General features: G+C 52.5%; 23 protein-coding genes and 1 pseudogene. 14 read left to right on the top strand and 10 right to left on the bottom strand.

Features of this window, described 5'->3' with window-relative positions; translation table 11 throughout:
• Window positions 1-629: 629 nt before the first annotated feature.
• From ABRP31_RS14360 to ABRP31_RS14310, 11 genes are all read left to right on the top strand, one after another.
• A complete protein-coding gene (locus ABRP31_RS14360) occupies window positions 630-1937 on the top strand; it encodes an extracellular solute-binding protein (RefSeq protein ID WP_349970088.1) in 1308 nt (435 codons plus the stop codon).
• A 30-nt stretch (window positions 1938-1967) separates the two neighbouring features.
• A complete protein-coding gene (locus tag ABRP31_RS14355; protein ID WP_349970086.1) occupies window positions 1968-2861 on the top strand; it encodes a sugar ABC transporter permease in 894 nt (297 codons plus the stop codon).
• On the top strand, window positions 2858-3751 hold the full coding sequence (locus ABRP31_RS14350) for an ABC transporter permease subunit (RefSeq protein ID WP_349970085.1): 894 nt from the start codon (window positions 2858-2860) through the stop codon (window positions 3749-3751). The genes ABRP31_RS14355 and ABRP31_RS14350 overlap by 4 nt, the downstream gene beginning before the upstream one ends.
• A complete protein-coding gene (locus ABRP31_RS14345; RefSeq protein WP_372489413.1) occupies window positions 3748-4878 on the top strand; it encodes an ABC transporter ATP-binding protein in 1131 nt (376 codons plus the stop codon). Before ABRP31_RS14350 ends, ABRP31_RS14345 begins: the two co-directional genes overlap by 4 nt.
• Window positions 4879-5249: 371 nt before the next feature.
• A complete protein-coding gene (locus ABRP31_RS14340; RefSeq protein WP_349970084.1) occupies window positions 5250-6065 on the top strand; it encodes a DUF1868 domain-containing protein in 816 nt (271 codons plus the stop codon).
• 563 nt (window positions 6066-6628) lie between these two features.
• Complete coding sequence (locus ABRP31_RS14335; protein WP_231672117.1) at window positions 6629-6910, top strand: energy transducer TonB; 282 nt, start codon at window positions 6629-6631, stop codon at window positions 6908-6910.
• Between the two features lie 8 nt (window positions 6911-6918).
• Entirely contained in the window at window positions 6919-7620 is a 702-nt protein-coding gene (locus ABRP31_RS14330) for a MotA/TolQ/ExbB proton channel family protein (protein ID WP_096133253.1), read from the top strand.
• Window position 7621: 1 nt separating this feature from the next.
• On the top strand, window positions 7622-8026 hold the full coding sequence (locus ABRP31_RS14325) for a biopolymer transporter ExbD (RefSeq protein WP_096133254.1): 405 nt from the start codon (window positions 7622-7624) through the stop codon (window positions 8024-8026).
• A 59-nt stretch (window positions 8027-8085) separates the two neighbouring features.
• Window positions 8086-10365: a TonB-dependent receptor gene (locus ABRP31_RS14320; protein ID WP_231672118.1), complete on the top strand. Its 2280-nt coding sequence runs from the start codon at window positions 8086-8088 to the stop codon at window positions 10363-10365.
• A 315-nt stretch (window positions 10366-10680) separates the two neighbouring features.
• Window positions 10681-11745 carry a LacI family DNA-binding transcriptional regulator gene (locus ABRP31_RS14315; RefSeq protein WP_349970083.1) on the top strand — a complete coding sequence of 355 codons (1065 nt, stop codon included), beginning with the start codon at window positions 10681-10683 and terminating at the stop codon, window positions 11743-11745.
• A gap of 655 nt (window positions 11746-12400) precedes the next feature.
• Entirely contained in the window at window positions 12401-14047 is a 1647-nt protein-coding gene (locus ABRP31_RS14310; RefSeq protein ID WP_349970175.1) for an ATP-binding protein, read from the top strand.
• Here the strand turns inward: ABRP31_RS14310 and ABRP31_RS14305 are convergent.
• The 6 genes from ABRP31_RS14305 to ABRP31_RS14280 all read right to left on the bottom strand — a co-directional run bounded on the left by ABRP31_RS14305 (window position 14044) and on the right by ABRP31_RS14280 (window position 17125).
• Window positions 14044-14250, bottom strand: a complete 207-nt coding sequence (locus ABRP31_RS14305) for a hypothetical protein (protein WP_096133256.1) — start codon at window positions 14248-14250, stop codon at window positions 14044-14046. The genes ABRP31_RS14310 and ABRP31_RS14305 overlap by 4 nt on opposite strands.
• Before the next feature lie 100 nt (window positions 14251-14350).
• A complete protein-coding gene (locus tag ABRP31_RS14300) occupies window positions 14351-14773 on the bottom strand; it encodes a hypothetical protein (protein ID WP_349970081.1) in 423 nt (140 codons plus the stop codon).
• 192 nt (window positions 14774-14965) lie between these two features.
• A complete protein-coding gene (locus ABRP31_RS14295) occupies window positions 14966-15427 on the bottom strand; it encodes a hypothetical protein (RefSeq protein ID WP_217664519.1) in 462 nt (153 codons plus the stop codon).
• Between the two features lie 86 nt (window positions 15428-15513).
• Window positions 15514-16014 carry a hypothetical protein gene (locus tag ABRP31_RS14290; protein ID WP_217664518.1) on the bottom strand — a complete coding sequence of 167 codons (501 nt, stop codon included), beginning with the start codon at window positions 16012-16014 and terminating at the stop codon, window positions 15514-15516.
• 11 nt (window positions 16015-16025) lie between these two features.
• Complete coding sequence (locus tag ABRP31_RS14285; protein ID WP_231672123.1) at window positions 16026-16472, bottom strand: hypothetical protein; 447 nt, start codon at window positions 16470-16472, stop codon at window positions 16026-16028.
• The gene (locus ABRP31_RS14280) at window positions 16469-17125 is read right to left on the bottom strand and encodes a hypothetical protein (protein WP_217664516.1); all 657 of its coding nucleotides are present in this window, start codon (window positions 17123-17125) and stop codon (window positions 16469-16471) included. The genes ABRP31_RS14285 and ABRP31_RS14280 overlap by 4 nt, the downstream gene beginning before the upstream one ends.
• 843 nt (window positions 17126-17968) lie before the next feature.
• On the opposite strand from ABRP31_RS14280, the pseudogene ABRP31_RS14275 reads away from it, so the two are divergent.
• The 3 genes and pseudogenes from ABRP31_RS14275 (at window position 17969) to ABRP31_RS14265 (ending at window position 21481) form a co-directional block, all read left to right on the top strand.
• Window positions 17969-19849: pseudogene (locus ABRP31_RS14275) on the top strand (tyrosine-type recombinase/integrase).
• A gap of 184 nt (window positions 19850-20033) precedes the next feature.
• Window positions 20034-20453: a hypothetical protein gene (locus tag ABRP31_RS14270; RefSeq protein WP_349970079.1), complete on the top strand. Its 420-nt coding sequence runs from the start codon at window positions 20034-20036 to the stop codon at window positions 20451-20453.
• Window positions 20454-20479: 26 nt separating this feature from the next.
• Entirely contained in the window at window positions 20480-21481 is a 1002-nt protein-coding gene (locus ABRP31_RS14265) for an XVIPCD domain-containing protein (RefSeq protein WP_349970077.1), read from the top strand.
• Between the two features lie 287 nt (window positions 21482-21768).
• On the opposite strand, the gene ABRP31_RS14260 is transcribed toward ABRP31_RS14265, so the two are convergent.
• The 4 genes from ABRP31_RS14260 to ABRP31_RS14245 all read right to left on the bottom strand — a co-directional run bounded on the left by ABRP31_RS14260 (window position 21769) and on the right by ABRP31_RS14245 (window position 24872).
• Window positions 21769-22524, bottom strand: coding sequence for a hypothetical protein (locus ABRP31_RS14260; RefSeq protein WP_349970075.1), 756 nt, complete (start codon window positions 22522-22524; stop codon window positions 21769-21771).
• On the bottom strand, window positions 22472-23038 hold the full coding sequence (locus ABRP31_RS14255; RefSeq protein WP_217664513.1) for a hypothetical protein: 567 nt from the start codon (window positions 23036-23038) through the stop codon (window positions 22472-22474). The genes ABRP31_RS14260 and ABRP31_RS14255 overlap by 53 nt, the downstream gene beginning before the upstream one ends.
• Before the next feature lie 138 nt (window positions 23039-23176).
• The gene (locus ABRP31_RS14250; protein ID WP_349970073.1) at window positions 23177-23965 is read right to left on the bottom strand and encodes a hypothetical protein; all 789 of its coding nucleotides are present in this window, start codon (window positions 23963-23965) and stop codon (window positions 23177-23179) included.
• A 406-nt stretch (window positions 23966-24371) separates the two neighbouring features.
• Window positions 24372-24872 carry a hypothetical protein gene (locus ABRP31_RS14245; RefSeq protein ID WP_349970072.1) on the bottom strand — a complete coding sequence of 167 codons (501 nt, stop codon included), beginning with the start codon at window positions 24870-24872 and terminating at the stop codon, window positions 24372-24374.
• Window positions 24873-24966 lie beyond the last annotated feature (94 nt).

The following is a 24966-nucleotide window of genomic DNA, read 5'->3' as shown; positions in this document are numbered from 1 at the left end:
GCCGCCTAAGCCTTGCAACACAACACCGGAAGTTCCGGCGGGTCCGTATGCTCAATAACTGCACCGCAACCGCTGGCAATACCGGCAGACCCACCTTGAAATCGTCCACGCATTGCTATAGCTCCCAACAGCTGGGCTGCAACTAACCAATCGGTGCTCAAGCAATTGCGTGGGAAAAGTACCAGGTATGTCGTTGATATCCCCCCAGCCACCCCGTCCAGATATCCGAGTCGCCAGCACCCGCCAGTACGCCTACTACGTATGCACACGCAGCTTTCAAAGTGAGTCTGTCGACTCGGCGGGATGTCTGGTCGGCGTCAGCTGTGAAGCGCCAATCGACTCACTGACTGGTGAATCCGCAAGCGTAGCCGCACAATAGTTGCACTCGAACGGCGTGGTGGTTGTCATGTCAATACTGTCGGAGGCGCACTCAAACTACACTCTGGAGTCAATGGGGCACTGTCGCATTTTGGGACTGCCTTGGCGTTCAGAAGCAACGCGTATCGGAAACCTGCATCCATGGTTCAATTATTCCTATCCTTTCCTTCTTCCAGAAGCAAAACGGTCACATTTAATACATATTATTGAGTCTTTATTCAATAAAAGCTAAAGCGCAGCTGAGTGCATCCATGATTCGCGCCTTCATACTGTCCGCCCCATTTCTAGTAAATATCTTCGTCTGCCAAGCATCGCCAAAAGCGGTCGAGTTCTGGTACGGGCACAGTGACGCCAGCGCTCGTGTGATTTCAGAGCTCTGCAACCGTTTCAACGAATCGCGCAACGACGATTCAGGGATCACTTGTATTCATCAGGGTAGCTACGAGCAGGTATTACAGAAGACTGTAGCTGCCTACCGTGCCGGACAAAGTCCCGCGCTGGCAGAAATCTACGACGCTGCTACAGCAGATATGCTGCTGGGAGGAGCAACGTGGGATGTAGAAACCCTTATGGCCGCATATGGTAAGCAGTACGCCGCAGGTACATTCGTCCCTGCGTTGCGCCGTTACTATTCCAACTCCAACGGTCTTATCGCGGCGCAACCATTCGCAGCATCCACCGCTATCATGTACAGCCACCGAAATATGTTGGCGTTCGCAGGGGTTGATGAGCCGCCAAATACTTGGGAGGCCTTCGAAGCAGCGTTGAAGTCATTGAAGGAAAAAGGCATTAAATGCCCCTTTGTCACGGATTTCACACCCTGGATATGGCTTGAGCAGGCTAGTGCTGCTCAAGGTTCGCTGGTAGCCAGTCAGGTCAACGGAACCGCAGGCTTGAATGCACGCTACCTTTTCAATAAAGGCAGCCACCCACAGCTCATGAGTGATCTCGCCCGCTGGACTAAATTCCGATGGGTAAAAGATCAGGCGGCAACCCGCACGGGCCTTCAAACCCAGGCGTTTGCGAGTGGCGAATGCGCAATGCTATTGGACTCTACAGCTGCATGGAGAACCATAAGGGAAGCAGACATGACGGATATGGAGTTCACCGTACTTCCTGTATATGCGGGCACCCAACGACATGCCAGCGTGCCCGGCGGCACTGCTCTGTGGGTTTTGCGAGGGCACAATAATAAAGACTACGCAGTCGTGGCCGCATTTCTGGCTTTCCTGCTTCGACCAGAGAATCAATTATATTTCAGCCAGCAAACAGGGTACCTCCCCGTCACATCGGACGCTACCAATCAGATGCTTCGCACTTTGTATGAGCCTACCCCAGTGTCGATGGGACTCGCTTCGCTGATGGATGGTCACGGTCAGGTTTCACCTGCATTACGTAGCGGATTTATGACGCGTCTGCGCTTGATCTGGCAACAGCAAATGCAAAACGCACTTACTGGGCGCCAGACTACCGATGAGGCCCTGCAGAACACGGTGACACGCGGAAATTCACTACTCGCTCTATTTGAGGAAACCTACGGTGAATTCCCTCGCTATTAACTACCGACGTTACTGGACCGGACTTCTCATATGAACGCCAACGCGGTTTTCCCACAGAAGTTTCAGCCATTGTTGTATGCATTGCCGCAGTTGCTTGCGTTGGCGATCTTCTTTTACTGGCCGGCGATTCAAGCCTTGTGGTGGTCCCTAAACAGAGTACAGCCGTTCGGCGGCCGCGAAACTTACGTAGGCTTGGACAATTATCGACGAATACTTACTGACCCCGGTGTGCTTGACTCTCTGCAATCCACGCTGATCTTCAGTCTGTCAAGCGTCTCCCTGTCAATAGTCATGGCGCTGATCCTAGCAGCAAGTCTGGAGCTCAACGTGCGAGGCAGAAGGCTATGGCGTAACCTTCTGGTATGGCCGTACGCAGTCTCGGGGGCTGTAGCAGGTATTATTTTCAATTTGCTGGCTAATCCGGTGATTGGTCTATTGGCATGGCTGAACGAGGTGGTACCTGAACTATGGGCACCTCATGCTAATCCGAACCAAAGCATGGTGCTGCTGATCGTGGCTTATTCTTGGTGCCTCATGCCACTTAACTTCGTCATATTAAGTGCCAGCTTACAATCGGTACCCGACGACTATCTCGCAGCTGCGAAATTAGACGGAGCAAACGCTTGGCAGCGCCTGCGCGATATACAGTTGCCCATGATCACGCCGTACTTGCTTCTGGTTTTTGTCATTGACCTGCTTGAAAGTCTTTCAAACAGTTTTGGACTGGTAGATACCCTGACACACGGCGGGCCAGGCGACGCGACGAATATCATCGCTTACAAGATTTACAGTGATGGATTCATTGGACTCGATCTTGCGGGCTCCTCCACCCTGTCTGTACTGATGCTAATGGGGGTTATTATATTAAGTTTTATTCAGTTCAGAGTCTTGGCGAAACGCAAGCGTATAGAAAACCAGCCATGATAGAACGCAAACGGTTATCAAACTTTCTAGCCTACGTGAGTTTATTGCTAGGTTTGGCGTTCGCACTAGGCCCGCTATACGTCGCGGTCTGCTCCGCAAGTGTGACTAATACACAACTGTTGGCGCAAGGGCTCGCCGGTTTGCCCGGCGACCAGTTCGTCGCAAACGTGGCACAAGTGAGTCAGCGTATAGACCTAATTCGCTTGCTGGGCAACAGCCTGCTGGTCGCGACGCTGGTAACACTGGGGAAGCTTGCGTTATCGGCGCTCACCGCATTTGCGGTGGTCTATTTCCGAAGCCGTTATACATCTATTATTTTTTTCATAGTCCTCGGCTCACTATTGCTACCACTCGAGGTGCGCATTATTCCGACCTATGCCGTGGCCAGTAATCTGCTGGGACCGCTGCTAACTTTTATGCAGGCAATTGGCATCACGAGCTTTTTAGTACCGAACATGAACATATTAGACAGCTACTCAGGGCTGGCCTTACCGCTGATTGCCTGCGCCACGGGGACATTTTTGTTCCGACAGTTCTACACAACACTGCCGCCCGAACTGGCCGAGGCCGCAAGAATGGATGGCGCCGGTCCTTGGCGTTTCTTCATCGACATTCTCTTGCCACTGTCAAAAACCAACTTTGCTGCGCTAGGGACGATTGTATTTATCGGTGCCTGGAAGGATTACCTATGGCCTCTAGTTGCAACCAATCGAGAAGAAATACGTACGCTAGTACTAGGGGTAGCCCGTTTTATGCCGACCGATACAACTCAGACTCCCGAATGGAATCTATTACTGGCGGCAGCTGTGATCAGTCTTTTGCCACCTATTTTGATAGTTGCATTAATGCAGCGCTGGTTCATTAAAGGAATTGTTGGAGTGGAAAAATGAAGCCTTACAGACACTGGGCTCGTGCTCCAAGCATAATGCTAAAGCGCTTCTGTAAAACTTATAATAATCGGTTGATTCTTGACAATATTGATCTGACTTTTAACGCCGGCGAATTAAGCGTAGTTCTTGGTCCCTCAGGCTGCGGAAAATCAACACTGCTGCGTTTAATCGCGGGCTTGGACGAAAGCAGTCAAGGGCAGGTCCTGATTAATGATGAAGATGTGACTCGCAAGCCTCCTGAAGCGAGAGGGTGCGCCATGGTTTTTCAGAACTATGCACTTTACCCACATATGAGCGTTAGGGAAAACATTGGGTATGCGCTTAAGCTAGCTGGTGTTGACCGATCCGAGCGCGACCAACGTGTGCTTGAATGCGCGAAGTCGCTCGGCATCGATACACTGCTGGAGCGAAAGCCAGCACAACTTTCCGGGGGGCAACGCCAACGTGTAGCAATCGGTCGCGCTTTGGTGCGCAAGCCGGCAATTTTGTTGTTCGACGAACCTCTGAGCAATCTTGATAATGCATTGCGCCATGAGTTACGGCAGGAGATCCGACGACTGCACAAAGAGATTGGAGCGACTATTCTCTATGTGACCCACGATCAGACAGAAGCCATGAGCCTTGCCGACAGGGTTATCGTTCTCAACCAGGGTCGAGTGGAACAGGTCGGTGCACCTTGCGAAATCTATGACTATCCCAACAGTACTTTCGTAGCGAGCTTTATTGGCACCCCGTCGATGAACCTGTTGCCAGTGCGCCGAGATCCAAGCAATGGTCTCTATCTAACCGACGGCCAACGACTCCCATACAACCTAAACGGCACCATTGATGAAGCCAGCCACTACGTACTCGGTTTACGCGCACAAGCTATGTCTGTGACAACGCATGGGCTAATGGCTCGTGTCGAGTCCTCAGAGAACCTCGGCAGTCATACCCTGCTGTATTGTGATTTGGCAGGACAGCCCTGTGTGGTCAGCCATCCTGGTCGAACCAACCTTGCTCAAGGTGATTGGGTGCGAATCACCATTTTAGAGACACCACTGCTTTTCGATTTGGCGAGTGGCCGGCGGCAGCCATTGTCTCTTGTTCCCGTACCGTCGGACTCATGCACCTTCTTTCCCGGCTAAGACCGTTACTTTCTTCTTTCTGCTAGACGCTGCGGCACGGTAAAAATGTTGCACCTCGCAAAAGTCGATGCATGCGTAACTGCGTAACCATCAGGCGAAATCGCTCTGGAAGTCATCAAATCCAGGGTAGGCGTTTACCACTTCAATTCATGCTCGCACGACATGTTCCTAGTGCTGTCCTGTGCGCATAGGACTTTACTCCCAGAACGTTATTGAGTCAGCGTGGAGTCGACAGACTCACTCAAAATATTCGCAGGTGTAATTGATTCGTCACAAAAACACGCTACGTTACCTCAAAATTAGAACGTTCTAATTTGCGACAAAATAGTGCTTTCAAGCTCCAGCAGCCAAGTATTAATGGAATTAATCTAATGACGAACGTCAACACGCTTCGCCGTGCCTTCATGTTTCAAGCCTGCGCGATGACCGCCGGTGTCGCATTTGCCTCGTCCTCTGCATCAACAAAGTTAACGCTGCCTCGAGCAGCGAATGACAAGCCGTACGATGTCGATCGAAAATTCCTTGAGAATGGAAAAGCTCGCCCGTTTGCCGGGAATACCATAATTAGCCAGATCCCCCTGCGCACCCCAATAAATGAAGCACTTACGGTAGTCAGAAATACAATTGCGACTTATGACTTCAGCCACTGCCTTAGCCTATTGCCACCGTCCAGCTACCACATGACTGTCTTTGAAGGGGTAATTGACGAAAAACGTAAGGCGCCGTTTTGGCCCAGTGACGTGCCACCAGATGCATCAATACAGGCATGCACACAACACTTCATTGCGCGCCTGAAAGATTTCTTTATCGACAAAAACTTCCAGATTCGGATGCAAATCGATGATTTCAACGTTTACAAGGACAGCGGCGCAACAGTGCGATTGGTTCCTGCCAACTTGCAGGAGAGTCAAAAGCTTCGTGATTTGCGAGATCGTCTAGCCCAATGCCTGGGTATTCGCTCCCCTGAACACGATGACTACGGATTTCACATCACGCTGGGCTATCTGGTGCAGTGGATGAGTGCTCAACAAATCCGAGACTACGAGCTAGTTCAGAAACGTTGCAGGGCGTATCTGCAGAAAGCCCTAGGTGTTCTGGAGTTGGATGGTCCTCGTTTCTGCACCTTCAACGACATGCTGGCTTTTGATGACAAATTCGCCATCGGCCAGCGCCCTGAAACGCTTTGAGCTTTTATACCAACGTAGCTATAGCGAGCATGCATATGTCATCGTTTAGTCCATGTCGACGGCCCAGTCCGGATTACTATCAAGAACCCCTAATGCCTGTAGCTGGCGTTGTGAGGGCGGCTGATACATCAATAAAACTATCAACGCCCCGCCCTCCTGATCACCATGGCAGTATGATTCTTTTGTGTTTGTTTATGGCCATGGGTACCCATGGTCTAGTGGGTTGGCTCTTGATGCAAAGCCCCGCAGACATCGAAACCACTCCACCACCGCTGCCTGTGGTAATGCAATTAGTAGCGCCCCCCGTTGCGCCACCAATGAGCACATCAGCCCCATCAGAACCTGAGGCAGTTACCCCACCTCCCAAAACTCCAAAGCCAGCCGAGACACCTGCACCTCCAAAAACGAAGCCAAAAACTACGCCAACGCAGGCCCCCAAAAAGATCGTCACGGCGAGCAAAACCCCTTCACCAAGCCTGCCCGCAGAACAGCCAGGCAAAACAACCGCGGAAGCGCCTCGACAGTCGGCTCCCTCCTCTGCGCCTGCGCCTGAACAACCACTGGTGGGACCATACGGACGCGCGGGTTACCTGAATAATCCGCCACCGACGTATCCCCCCATCGCTGCGCGCTTGCGGCAGCAAGGCGTGGTAGTGCTGAGAGTGCATGTCCGGGCTGACGGTCGTCCTGAGCAGGTTCAGGTGTTCACGTCGAGTGGGTTCGACAGTCTGGACCAAGCGGCTATCAAAGCAGTTAACCAATGGACATTCATGCCCGCCAAGCGCGGAGAAGTCGCCACGGATGGCTGGGTAAATGTTCCTCTCGCCTTCAAACTCTCAAACTGAGGTTACTTATGAATAACGCCTACGCAACCCTTATCACTCAGCTATCTCTCGGCATCCTGTTGTTCTTTTCCGTCGTTACCTGGGCGCTGCTTTTACTCAAAGGCCTTAACCAGTGGAAACAAAGCCGAAAAAGTCGTGACTACATACATGCTTTCAGAGCCGCAGAAAACCTCGAAGCCGCGCTGACTGTGGAGCATAACGGCAGTGCCGCATCGCGTTTAGGAGCAACCGGCGCTCAGGTGTTGACATCTCGACAAGGCATAACCGAACTGGGCCATCCCTGGAGTCGCCAAGACTTGCTAGAGCGTAATTTGCACCAGTTGATCGTTGACGAAAGACGTGCCATGGAAAATGGCCTTGGCTGGTTAGCGAGCATTGGCAGCACAGCACCTTTTATCGGTTTATTCGGCACAGTGTTCGGCATCATTCATGCGCTGAGCGCTATCAGCACAGCTAAGTCCGCGAGTATAGCGGTTGTCGCCGGCCCCATCGGTGAAGCACTGATTGCCACCGGCGTCGGTATCGCGGTAGCAGTCCCCGCAGTACTTGCATATAACTTCTTCATGCGGCGGGTGAAAACGCTTGTTGCTGACCTGGATAAATTTGCAGTCGAGTTTCTCAACCTATCGCAGGTCCATGCATTCCAATTGCAACGTCCGACATCGATACACCGCGGCAAAGAAAAAAGCGTACTTAGCGGGGTAATGTGAAATGGCATTTTCAAGCAATCAAACTGACGACGTAATTAGTGAGATTAACATTACCCCTCTGGTTGACGTAATGCTGGTCTTGCTAGTGACGTTTATCGTTACCGCTCCCTTGCTGACCAATTCTATCGCCCTGAACCTGCCCGAAACTGCAGCAACCGGTGAGGCGACACAACAACATTCTGTTGCCGTCAGCGTGGACGCGACAGGCCAAGTGTTCTTGGATAAAAATATCCTGTCTATAGACCAACTACCCGCAGCATTGCAGACACTGCATCAACAGGAACCTGACACCGCAATCACATTGCGTGCGGACCGCAGCGCTGAATATGGGAAAGTCGCACAAGTGCTAGCTGAAGTCCGCAATGCCGGCATTACCCAGTTATCAGTGATAACAGAAACGCCCTGAACCCACTATCCACGCCTGCATTCTCATAGTTCCCTGCGGCCTGAAAGGACACGAGTTACATGAATTCCAAACCGATGCTGAATTGGCAACGGCTCCCCGCCGCTTGCCTGAAAATCACCTTGACCCTTCCTGTTGTTTACTCCGGCCATGTACTTTGCGCCGAAGCAGAACCCGTGCAAGAGCCAAGCGCCGCGGCCACCACGCTGGGCACTGTCTCAGTCATAGGCGAGGGCGAAACACGCCAAGTTCACCGCGTCACCGAGCAAGATACCAAGGCCTATTCCGCGGGCAGCAATCCTATGAAAGTGCTGCAGCGTCTGCCGGGGGTTAACTTCCAATCCAGCGATCCTCTTGGTCGAGAGTTGGGTAGTCAACGTATTAGCCTGCGTGGGTTCGATATGCATCATTTAGGCTATACATTGGATGGCGTTACCTTGGGTGATATGAGCTTTGGTAACTCCAATGGATTGACAATCAACAGGGCAATTATTCCCGAAAACATCGCCAGCACTGAGGTAGCTCAGGGCACTGGTGCGTTAGGCACAGCCTCAAACAGCGATTTAGGCGGAACACTTAGATTCTCAAGTGCCAACCCAGATCAGACGCACGGTCTTCGTTTATCGCAAACCTTAGGCAGCTTCGACACCACGCGTACTTTTTTACGTGCTGATACCGGGCAGTACAACGGCCTGGCCGCTTACGTTGCTGGGGAGAACTACGACGCGGATGCCTGGAAAGGTGACAGCCCGCAGCGCTCGCACGCATTGAATGCCAAGATCACTTATGATTTCGGCGAACACCACTTGAGTTTCTTTCACAGTCAATCGGAGTCCAAAGAGTCAACGATTCCTTCACTTTCACGTAGCCAGATTGATCGACTCGGATACAAATGGACCAACTACGCACCTGATTGGCAACGAGCAGTCAACGCCGCAAACGGCATTTTTAGCGGCGGCGTAAACAGTGTAAGCGATGCTGTTTACAACTCGAGTAATGTACGTAACGACGAACTCGACATACTCAGCGGCTCGTTCACGCTCAATGATGCGCTTCTGCTTGACGCGACCGTTTATCACCATCATGACTCAGGTGCTGGCAACTCCTACTATCCGTTTGTTTACACCAGCGGCGCCACTACAGTTCCGAGCAATTCGATTCGAAGTACCTTTTACGGCATTGACCGGACGGGTGTTCAGAGTTCGTTGTCTTACTACGTTGGAGATCATATTTTACAGGCCGGCATGTGGATCCAGTCCAACAAAAACTCAGCGGATCGTTACCTATTTGACACAACAGGCACTGCGCCACAGAGCGGGATTGTCGATGTCAGCGGCTTGCCTCTTGCAGCAACAATCCAGGCACAGGATTACAACGACCTCACCCGTCAGTTCTACATTCGCGACACCTGGACGCTGCTAGATAACCGTCTCAAGCTTGAATACGGAGCAAAGCACGTCGTTACCACATCAACAGTCAAAGGCTCGGGCAGTTCCGCCAGCGGTTCCCTAGAAGCGCGTGACAATTTCCTTCCACAGATTGGTGCCACCTACAAAATTGATGAGCAAACCGAAGTCTTTGCCTCCTACGCAGAGAACATGGCGGCCTTCCCCAGCGGTACTTCCAGCCCGCTCTTCACTAGCCAAACCACGCTGGACGCACTTAAAGGCCTAAAGGATCTGAAGCCGGAAAAATCCAAAACAGTTGAGCTGGGCATGCGCCACAGCACTCCGCTTTATACGGCGTCCGCTGCACTGTATGGAACACGCTTCGATAACCGGCTATTGGCTATTGCCAATTGCACCGGGATTTTAATTTGCCAGAACGGCGTGGCCAACGTAGGCGGAGTAAGCAGCAGAGGCGCAGAACTTTCGCTGGCACTGACCCCCGATCCGCAATGGCGATGGTCTAACACCATGACTTACAACAGGAGCGTGTATGAAGACAATTACAGCAGCAACGGCAACGTGGTCGATGTCAAAGGTAAAGACGTAATCGACGCCCCGCGATGGATGGTTTCCAGTAGCCTGGACTGGCAGTCAGACCGGTGGAGCGCTGGTCTGCAAACCAATTACATGGACAAAAGATATTACACCTACACAAACGACTCGAGTGTTGATGCCTACTGGGTCACCAACGCCAATGTTGGGTACGACTTCGGTAAGTTGGGGGACTTGAAGGACACCAGGCTATCACTCAATCTCGTAAATCTTTTTGATCGCCGCTATATCTCCACAATCAACACCGACTCTAGCGCGGCTACCGATCCAGCTGGCAATCTTCAGATCTTAAAAGTAGGGTCTCCACGGAGCGCCTTCGTCACCCTAAGCACACGCCTGTAATGCAGGTTCCTGCCCCCAAAGGCCGGACGCCAGACTGGCTTTTGGGAGCACTCGTGGATAATTTCCGGGCAGTTCAAAAAACGACGTCCTCAAGAACTGACTCAAGGGCGAAAAACGCTGCCGATTGGTAGCTAACGTTTTCATACGAACTCAGCCTTCCAGCGTGGCTTGTGAGAGCGTTCAACTTTGGTGTGTAGTTCGACCTCTAGGAGAGGAGTTGCGCGCAAAGCATGCTCCGGTAAAATCAAGTATTACGCTAGGCTTGGCGTTATCCAGCTGTAGCCTGCGATGGAATCGCCCACCCTAGAGAATAGCATGCGAAGTAAAGTTAAAAGGATCACCATAAAGGATGTCGCGGACGCCGCAGGGGTAAGCTTTCAGACCGTATCGCTAGTGATAAACCACCCTGAAAAAGTCGCCACGAAAACCTTGATGAAAGTTCAAAACGTGATCCGCGAATTAAATTTCGTACCCAGTGTGGCCGCTCGCTCGCTAAGAAACGTTCCACAAAAAACAGTCGCATGTATTTTTTTCGGAGAGCGTGCCGCCTATGACAATCGTTCTCCACAGATTCAGGATACCTACTGGAACAGCGTCATGCAGTCCCTGGGTCTGGCGGCGGATGAACTAGGTTACTCACTTCTTCAACGCAAACCTTCAGCACATCAAGCGCCGGCAGTTGAAGAAATACTTGAGCTTTACCAATCAGGCAGCATCGTCGGTATCATCGCAGTGGTTGAACAGCCCGAAAATCCTGTCCTGACAGAGCTCAGTCGCCATAATGTACCCATTGTTTTGTTCGGCACAATGGACCCAAAATTTATGTATGTTGCGCAGTCAAATAGACTCGCTACTGCACAACTCGTTGATCATCTCTACAGTGTTGGCTGCTATAAAATTGCTTTTGTTGCGGGCGATAGGAATGGACATACCAACCAGGATATTGACGAGCGTTATTTGGGTTATCAGGACGGGCTGAGGAAATACAATTTGGATATCGACTCTCGGTGGAATCTTGCAGGCGACTGGTCGATGGCCAGTGGCCTGAAAGTAGCGCAAGAGCTCTGTTCCTGCGGATCGCGCCCTGATGCGATGATTTTTGCGAGCGATCGAATGGCACTAGGGGCTCTAAAAGGATTATACGATTTGAACCTACAGGTGCCTGCCGATGTGTGCGTAGCTGGCTTCGACAACATGCAATTTGACGAGTTTAGTATTCCCACATTAACCAGCGTGGAGTCACCTCTCTACTACATGGCGAATAAGGCAGTTGAGCTTCTGCTCAAAGGAGTAGCTGGCTTAGCGGTTAACGAAAGCACGCATGTTGTATTTCCCGCCAACATCGTAATCCGAGATAGTACGAAGCGGACAACCATCTAAAACCGAATAAACCGCCTTACCACCCTGGCGTCATCGCGCTCGTTGGCCAAGGCATAGGACTCAATCTTGACGATTCTCTCCTGATCCAGGGTCTCTGGCGCCTGCTAGCGCTCCTATCGCCAACGGGTTTCGCGTAGACGGAATGGCGGACATCGGCTTGCCAGATTGCTCATCAAAATCGGGATTGAACCGCACGCAAAATCTTTGTAGGTAAAATATTCTCAAATCTCCAAAACACTGCTCAGAAATTGGAACGTTCTAATTTTCGATGCTATGATGCATTCAAGCGTGATTTCTATGGATTTAGAATGATGATGAACGTCAACACGATTTGCCGTACCTGCGTGATTAAAGCTTGCACAAACGACCGTCGCCTTCGCACTTGCATCCTCCTAGAGAGCAGCAGAGCTCGTACTGCCTCGGAGCGGGAATTACAAGCATAAATATGCGAATCAGAAAATATCTGAGGATGGTGAATACCATAACTAGGTAAATTCGCCTGCGCAGCTCATAAATAACGCGCTTAAAAGTATGAAGATCTGTTGCTACTGCCTTAGCCACAGTCAACATGACTGTCTTTGAAGGTTTTATTAACGAGAAAACGCAAGATACCGTTTTCTTCCAGCCGTTAGCTGGATAAGGCACTGCCATGTCAATGATAACGATACTAACCAGATGTAAAGACCTGGAGGTAATTCATGCGCTATTGCGCATGGCGGTGATTGCCACCTCAGCGCTTTACACGCTCATCGCCTATGCAATGGACGATATAACGGCTACGCGGCTTTGGGCAATCTTGGCTTATTGCTTCGCCTTCAGTGTTGTTAACACGGGTTTGATCATACTCATCCTGCAAAAGCCCGGCGCTTCAACTCCGCGCAACATGTTTGCCCTAGTGGTCGACAGCATCGTCGGGATTATCACGATTACCATCGGGGGCGAAGCGATGCTCCCAGTCTATTCGGTCATGTTGAGTATGGCCGTATGCTACGGCATGCGCTGCGGACGCACCTATCTGTTGCTGGCCACCGCATTCGCCATGGCCTCGCTTGCGCTGATGATTAAATTAACACCCTACCTTCAGCAGCGCCCTACCGTTACGGTGATGATGATCCTCGCAATGCTGGTGATGCCGATATTCGTTTATTTCCTTCTCTCGCGCATGCATATGGCACTGGAGGAAACTCAAGCGTTGAATGAAGCTAGGTCACGCTTTCTGGCACAGGCCAGTCATGACCTGCGTCAGCCAATTCACTCCATCAGTTTGTTTACCGCCTGCCTGCGCGACGGGCAACTGGACATTAATGAGCGGCGACTGGTCGACAACATAGAACGGGCGTTGAGCGCCGTTGAGCAACTTTTCCGCTCGCTGTTGGATATGTACACCCTCAATCAGGGCGACATAGAGGGGCATCTGGAAAACATCGATGTCGACGCGTTACTGAGCAATCTGGTCATTCAGAACAGTGAAGCGGCCAACTGGGCAGGCGTTGCAGTCCGGCTGCGACCGTGCCGTCAACACGTTCGATGTGACGCCGCGTTATTGCGCACGCTGTTGCAGAATCTGCTTTCAAACGCCTTCAAATATGCACCAGGCAAATCGGTTTTGATCGGCTGCCGACAGCATAAAGGCAAGCTGAGCATTGGAGTTTATGACCTCGGACGCGGAATATCGGCGGAACATCTGCCGCACTTGTGCAATGAATTTTATCGTGTTCGCGATAATCGCGACCGAGACATCGAGGGCGTAGGCCTAGGGTTGAGCATTGTCAGCCGTATTGTTCGATTATTGAAACTTCAGCTTAGCATCAAGTCGCGCCCGGACCGGGGTACATCCGTGATCATCAGTGATCTGCCCATCGTGCCCGCAAACATTGAAGCCCTAGCGCCTGACATCGACTGGAGCAAACGCCTGCTCGGTGGTTTGCGTGTATTGCTGATCGAAGATAACCACAACGTTCTGCAAGCTACCGCGATGCTGTTGCGAAAATGGGGCTGCGAGGTGCAGACCGCTTCAGTAATCCCCCAAACACGGGTGGATTGCGACATCGTCGTTACCGACTTGGATCGAACTGCGACAATTAGCGACATAATTACTCACCTGCGAGAATTGCAAGGCCGACGTATACTGGCAATCGTGATAACCGGCCACGACCTCCATCACGCACAACAATCAGTGGATAGCCCATATATCTCGATAATGTCCAAACCTGCGCGCCCTGCTGAACTTCGCTCATTACTGCTGAGCTTCAAAATAAATCAGATGCAAAGTCCGGGTTGCTCGCGCCGCTCCATGACTTAGTACCCCTTGTCGCGGCCAGTATTGACCGGATCAACGTGCTTGAACGTCTCAGGCGGCCGCTGAGACTCAGGCTTGCAGTTAAGTACCGCCATTGCATCAACGGATGCCGACGCGCTGTTGATGTAGACCGCTGTACCGGCCCCGCCAACGACCGCGGAACCGGCCAACAACAGCACCAGTGTGACTACTTTGATGTTGAGCATTCAGTACCCCTTATTCGTGCCGGTTTGTTGAATGGTGCCGCTGCCTCGCTGCGCATACGGGATGCGATAACTTGATATTTCTGAAAAAAGGGCTTTTCTCTTATCGGTTAAAATCATATAACAGACAGCCCTGCCCCTGATAGTTGCCGTCAATGTAAGCCAGCCTATCATCCGGCCCTAGCTGCCAACGCACCCGCGCAGTTACTCTGCACGGTATCCATCCCTCACGCCGGACAGCACCGTAATAACCGGCGCCTTCAAACCACGTGGGCTTGAAGCCTTCCTTGTTGAGTTCACGAATCATGTCACCGGCAGGCATGCCCAATGGAAAACGGGCGTGCAGACGACTTTCGAATTCCGCAGGCGCGCCATTCCATGCAGTCCGCAATCCATCTGTCAGATAAGATGACGATCGCACCGAGTCCCACATCAGGACGATGACGACTCCGATGATGATCCCTGCACCGTATAGACATGCACTCCTCAGGATTCCTCTAACGTTGAAAGCAAGAGCTAGTTCCACGTACCACCCCTTCAAGGATTTTAATCGCGCCCATCTGTCATGATTTGCATTTTCCGCGTTAGACTCTTATGCAGCAAAAATGCGATGATTGAAATAAAAACACCGAGCAAGATATGTAATTTATCCCCCTGATGCCGCCTATAAGATGAGAGGGATAATTTAGTTCTTATCCTCAGCAGTCAAGCCGCCCCACTACCAACCGAAAAGAACCTGCGACATTGGAACTATAGATCTGCATCCAGAAACATCGGAGCTTTGAACTATGCCTTGTCGATTGACCTTTAAAGTCACCGTGCAGGAGGACGGAATGCGTCTGGGCTGGTAAGTTTCCACGACAATAGGGCGACCTTGCGAAGTATCGACATAACTCCCAGTTTGAACGTTCTCATAGAAACTGCGGTCCGTTTGCCAGATGAAATCTGCGTTGCCGTTGGCATCTTCGTTGGTGTACGTAGCGAGGTATTCGTTAAGAGTGTCGTGATTGATTGACATCATGAGTGGATACTTGAACGACGAACCCATAATATTGGTCACTTGGGGGATAGTATCTTCGATATGTTGCCCTTGTACACCGTCCACTACGTTACCTACAGGATTGACTACTGCGCAACCGGTCAATGTTAGGGTTAGTAGTACCGCAATCGGCTTAAACATTTTATCGCTTCTCCAGCATTACATTAATAAGAACTAAATATCTGAGCTATAGCACGCTACCTATCATTTCATTGACATCTTTTCCCTTAGCGTCCTTTACGCTGTTGAGGTGTTGGCTCGAAAGCGATGTGCACCCGCAACGATGTGTATTGGGTAATAACTGCAAGCACGACAATCATTTGGTACCACGGCCCATCTTGGATGCGCGCAATTTCGTCCTCAATGGGTTTAATGACGACTAATGCTTGGTCCAGGATTTCACTTGGGTCATTGAACATTGGAGTGCCTGAGCCGCCGCCAGCAAGGGAACCTGTTTGGGCTAAGCCTTCGGCTGTGCCTATGGTTAACGTCGGCCACGACGTCACGAGAAACGCAAACAAGCCGATGCCCGGGAGCTTACGGAAGAAAAGTGCGGTGAAATCTTCACCGCACTGTGCCCAGAATCGCGCAACTACTGGAAACGCGATTGAGGCGAGAGTGCCTATAATCGCCAGAGCGCGGTGTGTGATGATCCCAAACCCGTTGGAGACCACATTCTGAACATTCAACAACAAATGAGTGAGGAAGCCTGTGTTGGTTGGGTCCATCGCCGTTCGTCCTATTGCTTAGGTGCAATGGCTGGCTTGGTTTGCGCATCCGGCCACCATTGTGAAAGCGGCTTCGCCGGCTCCACTGTGGACGGTGCGAAAGCATCGGACCGCTTCGGCTTGCTGGCGGATGCATGTTCGCCTGGTGCAGGGCATGCACGCTGCGCCGCGTCGCCATAGGCTTGCGCCATATTCAGCCGAGTCTTCAAGTTATTGGCTGCGCTCTTTCCGTAGGTGCGGTCGATCAAATCGCTGCATTCGGCATCAAACAGTAACGCGCAACCGCACTTAGCTGGGACAGTCTCGGGGAGCTGGGTGGGCGCTTCACAAGTGAATGAGGCCTCGCAGGTCTTTCCGGCTACGACCGCCTGCTTTGCCTTGTCGACATCCGGCTGCTCTGGGCAGCCTGCGAGGCTTACAGCAACAAGCCCTAGCGCGACGAAAAGGGGGACGTTCACGACCACTCTCCAACGAGTTTGGCAACTAGCTGACTGGATTTCTGGAAGGCTTTATCGCTGCTGTAGGCGTTCTCCATGTTCCGCTGCGTCAGGTGATCGCCTGACATCTGCCGGGTCTGTTCCTCAAGCACGGCTTGGTTAATCGCCGCCGTTTGTGCGTTGAGCTTCATCATTTCCTGCCCGACAAGCATGTTGATCTGGTTACCGGCCTTCGTGGCAGCGATCGCAGCTGTCGCCGACTGCGGGGCCTGCCCCGTCGTCTCTAACTGCTGGTACGCACCGAACACATTGCCCGGCAGAAAAGTCAGATTGCGGCCCTCGTTTGCAAACTGCTGGATCTGCAGGTTCAATTGATCCATCTGGGTCTTCTGATGCCCCTGCTTGGCATAGGCCGAAATTTGCTGGCTCTGCTGCAAAACATGGGTCACTAGGTTGCTGCAATTGGCGCTACGCCCGTTCCTGGTCGTTGTCCAGTTGGGCAAGCGGCTGAAACGCAGGTCTGCTGTCGCCGCCCTGGCCGTAGAAGCGCACACCCAAGTGATCGGTGGTAATGCGCGAACTGCCGCCCTTGTCGAACACATACTTTTGACGAACGCTGTCAAACCGGAAAACTCCATCTGATATTCAGTCTTTTCATCGTTTAAGCTCGTCATACTCTGACTCGCTCGAATCACTGACATGGGTCGTATCGTGAAAAAAATCATATCCGTAGCTTTGGATTTTTTCGATAGTACAGGTGTACTATCCGCCCCCCCCCTGATTTCAATATCCACAGTCTGCATCAGTGCCTCAGCTCCGTGGCATTCACCAAAGTATTAGCGCACCCTTGCATCAAAACGTGTTGAAAAAAGGCGTGACGCAGATTCAATTTCGGTCGCGCCGCGCGTTACTTTGTCTGCTGGCTGAGTCGGCACTCCAAGCGACACCAATGCGCATATCAAATGGCCTTGAATCATTCTTCACGCATAAAGGCTTGGTACAGTCCGTGTAAATCTAAAAGCGAGACCCTCCACTCAGTTCACAACTTCATTGCGCTCGACTTGCTTGTTGTAACTTTGGTGCTCCCGCCGTCCCGGTTTTGGCTTGAGTCGATGTGGCGCTTGCCAGTGCTCCACATTGATTTCGAAAGATGAACTCCACTTTGCAGCCATGAAACCTCGCAGTTTCAAATTGATCGAGTGCATCCAGCTCAGACCTTTTTTGAGGGCATGCTAGTAGAAGCCCACGCTTGCGTTGTCTCATCAGCGCCCGCAATTGCGCGCGACATCTTTATCCATTCTCCACCGGGTTCAGCCAGTGCGGTGCTGGAGGGCACGGAATCAGGGCCAAACTGGGGACTACCTGTTGCGACTCCAATTGGGAAAGAGGTCTGAGCGATTGTCGGCTGCGAGGCAATTAGGCAGAGAATGTGATTTTCCAGCATTGCGCGCAGGCAGGCTGCCGTCAGCGACAGAACAAACATCGCATCCAACTCGCAACACCAGGAGTTGGTACGCATGCTCACAGATATGGTCGTCCGGCAAGCCAAAGCCACCGACAAGCCCTACACACTCGCAGACTTTGATGGTCTATTTCTTCACGTCTCTACTGTTGGCGGCAAAGCATGGCACTTCCGCTACACCTGGGTCGGACAACGTGCACGGATTTCGCTTGGCAGCTATCCCGAACTGTCTCTGCGGGAGGCTCGTGAATTTCGTGACCAGGCCCGGGCGCTCGTCGCCAAGGGCATCAACCCACGCACAGACCGAAAGCAAAAACGCCAGGCCATCCGGTTGGCTGGCGAAAACACCTTCATGGCGGTCTACGAAAAGTGGATGGAACACCGGCAACTGACCCTCGAAGAAGGTCGTCAGACTTCGCTGGAACAGATACGCCGCGTGTTCAAACAAGATGTACTCCCTTACCTCAAACGCTACACCATCTACGAGATCACCCGTACGGTACTACTGGAGGTGATCGGCCGCATCGAGAAACGAGAGTAACTGTCCGTCGCCGAAAAGGTCCGCACCTGGCTCAAGCAACTCGCCGACTACGCGATGGTGGTCATTCCGGGCATGGTCGAGCACCCCGCCATCGATCTACACGTGGTCGCTGTGCCGTTGCCGCCCGTTTAGCACAACCCATTCCTGCGTATGCCCGAGCTACCCCTGTTTCTGCAGACACTTCGCAAGTACCGAGGCATGCAGATGACCCAATTGGCCATTCGCCTGTTGCTGCTGACGGGTGTACGCACAGGGGAACTACGTCCGGCCACACCGGACCAGTTCGATCTGGAACAAGGTTTGTGGATCATCCCGGTGATGTCGCTCAAGCAGCGCAAAATGCTGACCAAGAAGAAGCGAAAGCGCGTAACTGACATCCCGCCCTACATCGTGCCGCTGCCTGTGCAGGCCATCGAGATCGTGCGGCACATGCTTGATCAGTTTAACCCCGCGCAAACGTATCTCTTTCCGGGCGTAAAGCAGATCAGTGCCCGCATAAGCGAAAACACGGTCAACCGCGCAATCGAGCGGCTGGGCTATGACGGTCGTCTCACTGGTCATGGCATCCGGGCGACGACTTCAACAGCACTCAATGAATTGGGCTATCCAAAGATATGGGTCGACGCGCAACTCTCACACGCTCACCCCAATCGCATCAGCGCCACCTACAACCATGCCGAGTACGTTGCACAGCGTCGGCTAATGATGCAGGACTGGGCTGATCGGCTGGATCTGTTCGAGCAAAATCAGGTTCAGATTGCCAGCACGCACCTCACCATCCACCTTCAGGGCGTTCCCACGATTGCCGGTCAGAAGGTCACGCCGCTGCCGGCGTTGGGCCAACACGCTCCCATCATGCTGGTAGCACCCAATGAGCAAACGATGCCAACAGTCGGCGCCGGGACTCAGCGGCTCTCTACAGTACAAATGCCTGAATACGCTCTACCGAAGATCTCTGAGGTCCAGCGAGAGCGATTGGAGGTACTGAACATTTTTGAAGGGCCCGACAACCTGGTCGTCGCGGACTATGCCAAGCTCGCGGGCAAATCGCGTCGGTGGATTACTTACGAGATCCAGGCCCGCAACCTGCTTTCGATTCAGTTGGGAAACAAGGGGCAGCGGGTACCGGTGTGGCAACTGAACATGTTCAAGCGCCGCTTGGTGCAGGCGGTACTCAAGCGTCTGCATCGTGGCGTTGATACATGGGATATCTACTACGCCTTGACGCGACCTTGCGAGGAAGTTGAAGGCAAGTCGACCATTGAAACGCTCACCTCGGACAATCAGCAAGCGATGGTTGAGGCGGTTTGCCGGGCCGTATCTGAAGCAGCGACGCCAATCGTTGAGAAGCGAGTCCCCATAAACAGGATTGCCGAATGCATGTCTGAATTTTGAGGGGGGTATGAAGGCCGAGCAAGGCGAATGGGGCTTCAAAAGTCATGTCTAAGGACGAGGCCCCAAGTGCTTCTCTAATGGGTAGTCAAACCGACAAGCCTTACTGTTCCACTTACACTGGTGTTCCGTCACTCTCGCAGCATAGTCGAAGTCTGACGCGTTCGACGCTTATCAGGAGGGCCACATGAAACATTGGCTGAAAGTTTTCACTATCATTAGCTTGGCGATCTCCTCATTAGGAGGATGCAACGCGTTCCTAGCAACCGGGAAGATCCCAACAGCTTCCGATCACTTGATGATTCCTCACGACCTGCCGAACCAACGCCTGTTTGACTGCGCCGAACTCAGCATCAGCCAACTCTCTGCAACCGATAGTTCTTGGAGAGAGGTCACGCATAAGGACATCAGTAATGGAGTGCTTGAATCCGGAACCTTTGACGATAAGAACCGCACCGGTTTCCGCATGCGTATCGAACGTGCGAAAGGGGCGAACCAGGCGGACATAACGCTGAGAGGTGGCGGTCCCTACTTTATTGACCTAGGGGTGGCACAGGCGATGAACAACCTTAAGGGCTTGCTAGACTCGTGCGTCTCTAGCAAGTAGCAAAGCATTCATGGATTGAACAGAGCATGCCCAAGTGTACGATTGAAGCAAGATCACTCAATGTTGTGGGTGTAGCTGGACACGATTTCTGGGTTTTGCGCGATGAGCAGCGTAAAGCTCTAGCTGAGCTACACGGCCTGGCCACTGATCGACAAACCGGCGAAACACTTACAATAGGTACTGACGAGGCTAGGCATTCCCTTCGTGCTTGGAACCTTGCGCTCGATGGTGCCTATGCAGCCTCAGTTGGCACCGACGTGAGTCGAAGTACCTTCATTGAGGATAACCAGCAATCACGCACCGTCGTCATCGGCGATAAGGATGAGATCCTTGCGCGTTGGAACACTGCTGTTAAAGCGATGCCAGAACTCAACGCACTGAATCTGAACTATCCCAAGTATGGCTTCAAGGTCTTTGGTGACACCGTTAATAGCAATTCCGCCTTCCGAACCTTTGGCGAATTGATGAGTTTACCGGTAGAGGGTTTCCCTGGCAGGGTCGAGCCGGGCCTTGGCAACCGTATGCTGTCAGAGGAACGTATAGAGGAACTGCGCTACCGCGAGCAACCAGCCCAGAACCGGGAGCTAGAGCGCACCCCGGCCAACGATCCAATACGCCAGGGTCATCCTGATCACGCTTTGATGCAGCAGATACGCGAGAAGATCGAAGGACTAAAAAATTCCGGTCACGTGCAAGCTGCAGACAGCGCCCGCATTAGCGCCAGCGTGTATGCGCTCGCCAAGCAAAACAACTTCAGTAGCGTTGACGAAATCGCACTGAGCAAGCAGACCAATGCCGCAGCGCCCGGCGAAAAAATCTTCATTCTGCAGGGCGCTTCAGACAACCCTGCAACCCTGCGCGCATACATGCCGACTCAGGAGGCGATACAGACGCCAGTTGAGCAATCTTTCGAAAAGGTGCGAAAACTGCAAAGCAGTGAGTCGGTAACGGAGCGCGCGCAGCAGCAGCCTCCGCACCAGATTCCGGAGCAAGAAGCTCGGCAGCGGCCGACTGTGCCCTCTCTGTAGCCTCTTTTTTGCCGATAGCAGCGATGCACGACAACGCCATAAACGGTCTATCAAAATCCCGCTCCAGTTTTCACCTGAAACGCTTGTTTTCCGTGGATATCGCTACACGTGACGCTCGCTCGACAAACCTTTCAACTGCAGGTGGGAGAGCATTAACCATCTGCACCCGGCAGTTGGGAGAGGTAGTTCCAGTAAAGCTCCCGATTCCCTGCGTTCGCGTAGCTGGAAAGAATCTTGAGGTTGCGCTCAGTCAATCCACTCATGTCCTACTCCCAGTAATACGCGGTTCACCCAGCCTTGGTGCGAGCCAGAACGCTCCTTACATCGTCTTCCATGCGCTTCCAGTCTTTCAGAAACGCGCGTTTATAGTTCAGGCTGATGGAAAGCTTGTTCTCGATATCAGAGAAATAGTGGACGCAACTTGCGGCAACTGCTCCTTCCTCGTGGACCACTTCATCGCCTTCCAGCCGTACGCCATCCCCGCGGAATTTTCTGCTATCGCACTTGATAAAAGAGATGAGACTGCCACTGGAGTCGCGCGCGACATACCAGTCGTCCTCAAAAGCAGGATTACGGATAGGTGGCTTCCCGTAGTGGTCTTCGTACGTTTTCGAATATGCCGCCATCTTTGCCTCGTCGATGGCATATGGCGTTAGCCCTAAAGTCTCCGGTTGTGCAATGCGCAGATCTAGTCTGTCGACGGGATTACCCCGTTCGACCGAACTTGCCTCAGTGCGCTTTTCGTTGGAGGAATACCGCGCTAACAATGTATCGATAGGGATACGGTCCACATAGTCGATCGCCACAGCGATTTCCTTGCGGAAATCATTCGTGCGCGGGTTCGCCCGCGCGCCTGGCGGGGTCGGCGTCAGATCCGGCCACTCGATGATGAGCGTCACCCCTTCGCCTGGCCAAGGCGCGATCTGGCTATCCAGATAGTTGGCAGGAATGCGGAAGGTATTCGGTCCCAGCTTTACGTCAACAGGGGCATCAGAGTAGGTATGCCCATTGATGATACGGCCCGTATGTACAGTTTTCGACATGTTTGAACTCCCTTCTTGTTCGGTCGGCGGCGTCCGTGCACACGCGCTGCCAGTCAAAGTAACGGCGAGTGCAAGTGTCAGGTACCGGCCGGATGACATCCGCATAGGGCCACTCCATTGCAAATTTTGCCGTCAATATAAGCAAACCTCTGGCAAAAGGGACAGGAATAGCATCACTTCCCTCAACGAGGTAGGAACCACCGTACACGCTGAGGAACTGAAGATTGTTTCCGGCTTGATGAACTCGCTCGTGATTGTCGCAAAAGTATCGTGAGCTGCGGGTATCGCTAGGGCTCTCTAGTGACGTGAGGCGTCGTGTCACTTGCTCTGATGCATATGCAGGCGAACGCATGATGTCGTTAACCACACCTTTCGCATCCAGGCCGTCTATCGAATGGGAATAGATCAGTCGATAGGCTTGGTAAGCAGTCAGATCAACGTTGCCGCTGGTGTCAGTTGCTTGGGCGAGCGCTGCAATGTCAGCGCTTCGGGTTTGGCGGGTTGCATCGTTCATGTCAGAGTCGTTCATTCATGAGTGGGACGGATCAGCGAAACTGCGGGTAGTCCCTGATCAGTCGCTCTTCAACGGCCTGAGCAAGTGGGTGCGCTTCAATGGTGTCGATGTTGCGCAAGACTTTCCAGGGTTCATCGATCAACAAGTGATCGACGTCGAAATCCGGAAGATTGTGCTTGCGGCGCAGCGCTTTGACGGCGAGAAGTTCAGCCGGAAAGACGCGATCAATGGTTGCATCAACTCGAAACGCTGCTTGTCCGTGTTCTCTTTGCTTCGAGAGATGTGGAAGTCAGCAGCCACCTGCATGACCGCTTGAAACTTCACTTCATCATCGGTCTTCCAGTGTTCAAGCACCGCCCGATACCCAGGAATAAGTGGGCTGAGGGGGACGAAGCTCGTTGGGATGTTAAATTCAGTGGAGAAGAGTTCTACCGCAAAAGCGTCGGATGTTGCGCGTTTAATTCGACGCATTTGCGGCATCGTGTTGATGCGCTGATCCTTCTCAGCCATCTCGATGTAAAGCTGAGCACAGGTCGAAGCGTCGTCCCACCAAGACAGCATTAAAGGCCCCATTGCCTTCATGCTGTCTGAGAATTCTTTAGGCCAGTTCCCAAGGTCCTGGCGCATGTCCGAATACATCCCCATCCACCGGAAGAACAGCGCTCGGAGTTGCACTGCGTGCTGGATGGACTTCGACAGGGTTTCGATGTCGGATCGGAAGAAGGCGTCGCAGCACGTTACATCGAGCACAAGTGCTAGATCGCTGAGCTGGATCGCCGCTTTTTGGTGCAGCTCACCGGGTGTGTCCAAGAATTGCTGGATTGCCGTCTCTGCCTGCTCAGCCTTGCCTTTCGCGTGGGCGTTCTCCATCCACTCCTGACACTCAGCAGCTATCTTTCGAAGGGATGGATAGGGGGTTACGTTCATGATGGTTCCGTTCCTTGATTGGTGCGCTTACGCCGCGTCAATGCCTATCCCTTCTCTGAGTTTGGAAGCCATTGCCTGATTGCCTGGAAGCATCGCACCGATGCGCTGTCGGGCCAACTCTTGAAACGCCCGAAAGACTGTCATAGCTCAACTCGCTTCGCTCAGCAAGTGCAGACCAGAAGCGGTGCTCGTCCAGGGTTCTCAGCTAAGAAGGAGGTCCCTATTCAGGTCAAATTGCTTTGAATTTCCCCTTCCGTTCAGCCCGTTAATAATTAATTTTAGTATTTTACTAACGGCCGATCTATCACACATCCCCGGCAGCATCGTGCGTCTCCATTAGTCTCAGCCGGTGATTCTGACTCTAGCCAAGCTTGCCGCCATGCCACATAACGTTCCTCCCACGCTCCTAGGCGCTTTCAGCGTCACTGCACCTACCCATGCGCTGCCCCTGATGCGGATGCGCGTCAGCTGTGGCTTCCCAAGCCCTGCTGAGGACTTCTTCTCCGCAGAGGACACGCTCTGCCTCAATCAGCACTGCATCAGCAACCCGCCAACAACCTTCTGTGCCACGGCCGAGGGAGATACACTGGTTTGTCTCTCCATGGTTGCCGGTTGATGCTCGACCCACCGTCGTCATGTACTCCCAACCGCTGAGCTGGGTAGAGCCGAAAGCGTAGACGATAACCCAAGAGAGAGGCGCCGCCGGTGCCAAAATGTGCATGTCGGGCCCGCCCTGCGAGAGCATTGTCGTTTCGACTGTTGCGCGATCCATTGCGCTTTGCTGATACAGGATCGGCGGAAAAACTGTAATGGCTCTGTGGATCTCTTGTCTTTCCTCAGTGGCGGCCGATTTCGCAAAGACAGAAGCAATTGCCAACGCGACTGCTATTCCGAATATCCGTTTCATAGCGGTTTCTTGGTAGGCGCAGCGGGTGCTGCGAAGCAATAATAATTTGGTAGGTAATGTGCGACCCGCAGCAGCTGTCGGAATTCGTATACAA

It is taken from the genome of Pseudomonas caspiana, assembly GCF_040224095.2.
GTDB lineage: Bacteria > Pseudomonadota > Gammaproteobacteria > Pseudomonadales > Pseudomonadaceae > Aquipseudomonas > Aquipseudomonas caspiana.
This window is presented reverse-complemented; position numbering and strand designations above follow the sequence as displayed.

Excerpts from the sequence above, each read along its gene's own strand:
- ABRP31_RS14360 (WP_349970088.1), top strand. The coding sequence starts at position 630 with ATGATTCGCGCCTTCATACTGTCCGCCCCATTTCTAGTAAATATCTTC.
- ABRP31_RS14355 (WP_349970086.1), top strand. The coding sequence starts at position 1,968 with ATGAACGCCAACGCGGTTTTCCCACAGAAGTTTCAGCCATTGTTGTAT.
- ABRP31_RS14350 (WP_349970085.1), top strand. The coding sequence starts at position 2,858 with ATGATAGAACGCAAACGGTTATCAAACTTTCTAGCCTACGTGAGTTTA.
- ABRP31_RS14345 (WP_372489413.1), top strand. The coding sequence starts at position 3,748 with ATGAAGCCTTACAGACACTGGGCTCGTGCTCCAAGCATAATGCTAAAG.
- ABRP31_RS14340 (WP_349970084.1), top strand. The coding sequence starts at position 5,250 with ATGACGAACGTCAACACGCTTCGCCGTGCCTTCATGTTTCAAGCCTGC.
- ABRP31_RS14330 (WP_096133253.1), top strand. The coding sequence starts at position 6,919 with ATGAATAACGCCTACGCAACCCTTATCACTCAGCTATCTCTCGGCATC.
- ABRP31_RS14325 (WP_096133254.1), top strand. The coding sequence starts at position 7,622 with ATGGCATTTTCAAGCAATCAAACTGACGACGTAATTAGTGAGATTAAC.
- ABRP31_RS14320 (WP_231672118.1), top strand. The coding sequence starts at position 8,086 with ATGAATTCCAAACCGATGCTGAATTGGCAACGGCTCCCCGCCGCTTGC.
- ABRP31_RS14315 (WP_349970083.1), top strand. The coding sequence starts at position 10,681 with ATGCGAAGTAAAGTTAAAAGGATCACCATAAAGGATGTCGCGGACGCC.
- ABRP31_RS14310 (WP_349970175.1), top strand. The coding sequence starts at position 12,401 with ATGATAACGATACTAACCAGATGTAAAGACCTGGAGGTAATTCATGCG.
- ABRP31_RS14305 (WP_096133256.1), bottom strand. The coding sequence starts at position 14,250 with ATGCTCAACATCAAAGTAGTCACACTGGTGCTGTTGTTGGCCGGTTCC.
- ABRP31_RS14295 (WP_217664519.1), bottom strand. The coding sequence starts at position 15,427 with ATGTTTAAGCCGATTGCGGTACTACTAACCCTAACATTGACCGGTTGC.
- ABRP31_RS14290 (WP_217664518.1), bottom strand. The coding sequence starts at position 16,014 with ATGGACCCAACCAACACAGGCTTCCTCACTCATTTGTTGTTGAATGTT.
- ABRP31_RS14280 (WP_217664516.1), bottom strand. The coding sequence starts at position 17,125 with ATGACGAGCTTAAACGATGAAAAGACTGAATATCAGATGGAGTTTTCC.
- ABRP31_RS14270 (WP_349970079.1), top strand. The coding sequence starts at position 20,034 with ATGAAACATTGGCTGAAAGTTTTCACTATCATTAGCTTGGCGATCTCC.
- ABRP31_RS14265 (WP_349970077.1), top strand. The coding sequence starts at position 20,480 with ATGCCCAAGTGTACGATTGAAGCAAGATCACTCAATGTTGTGGGTGTA.
- ABRP31_RS14260 (WP_349970075.1), bottom strand. The coding sequence starts at position 22,524 with ATGTCGAAAACTGTACATACGGGCCGTATCATCAATGGGCATACCTAC.
- ABRP31_RS14255 (WP_217664513.1), bottom strand. The coding sequence starts at position 23,038 with ATGAACGATGCAACCCGCCAAACCCGAAGCGCTGACATTGCAGCGCTC.
- ABRP31_RS14250 (WP_349970073.1), bottom strand. The coding sequence starts at position 23,965 with ATGAACGTAACCCCCTATCCATCCCTTCGAAAGATAGCTGCTGAGTGT.
- ABRP31_RS14245 (WP_349970072.1), bottom strand. The coding sequence starts at position 24,872 with ATGAAACGGATATTCGGAATAGCAGTCGCGTTGGCAATTGCTTCTGTC.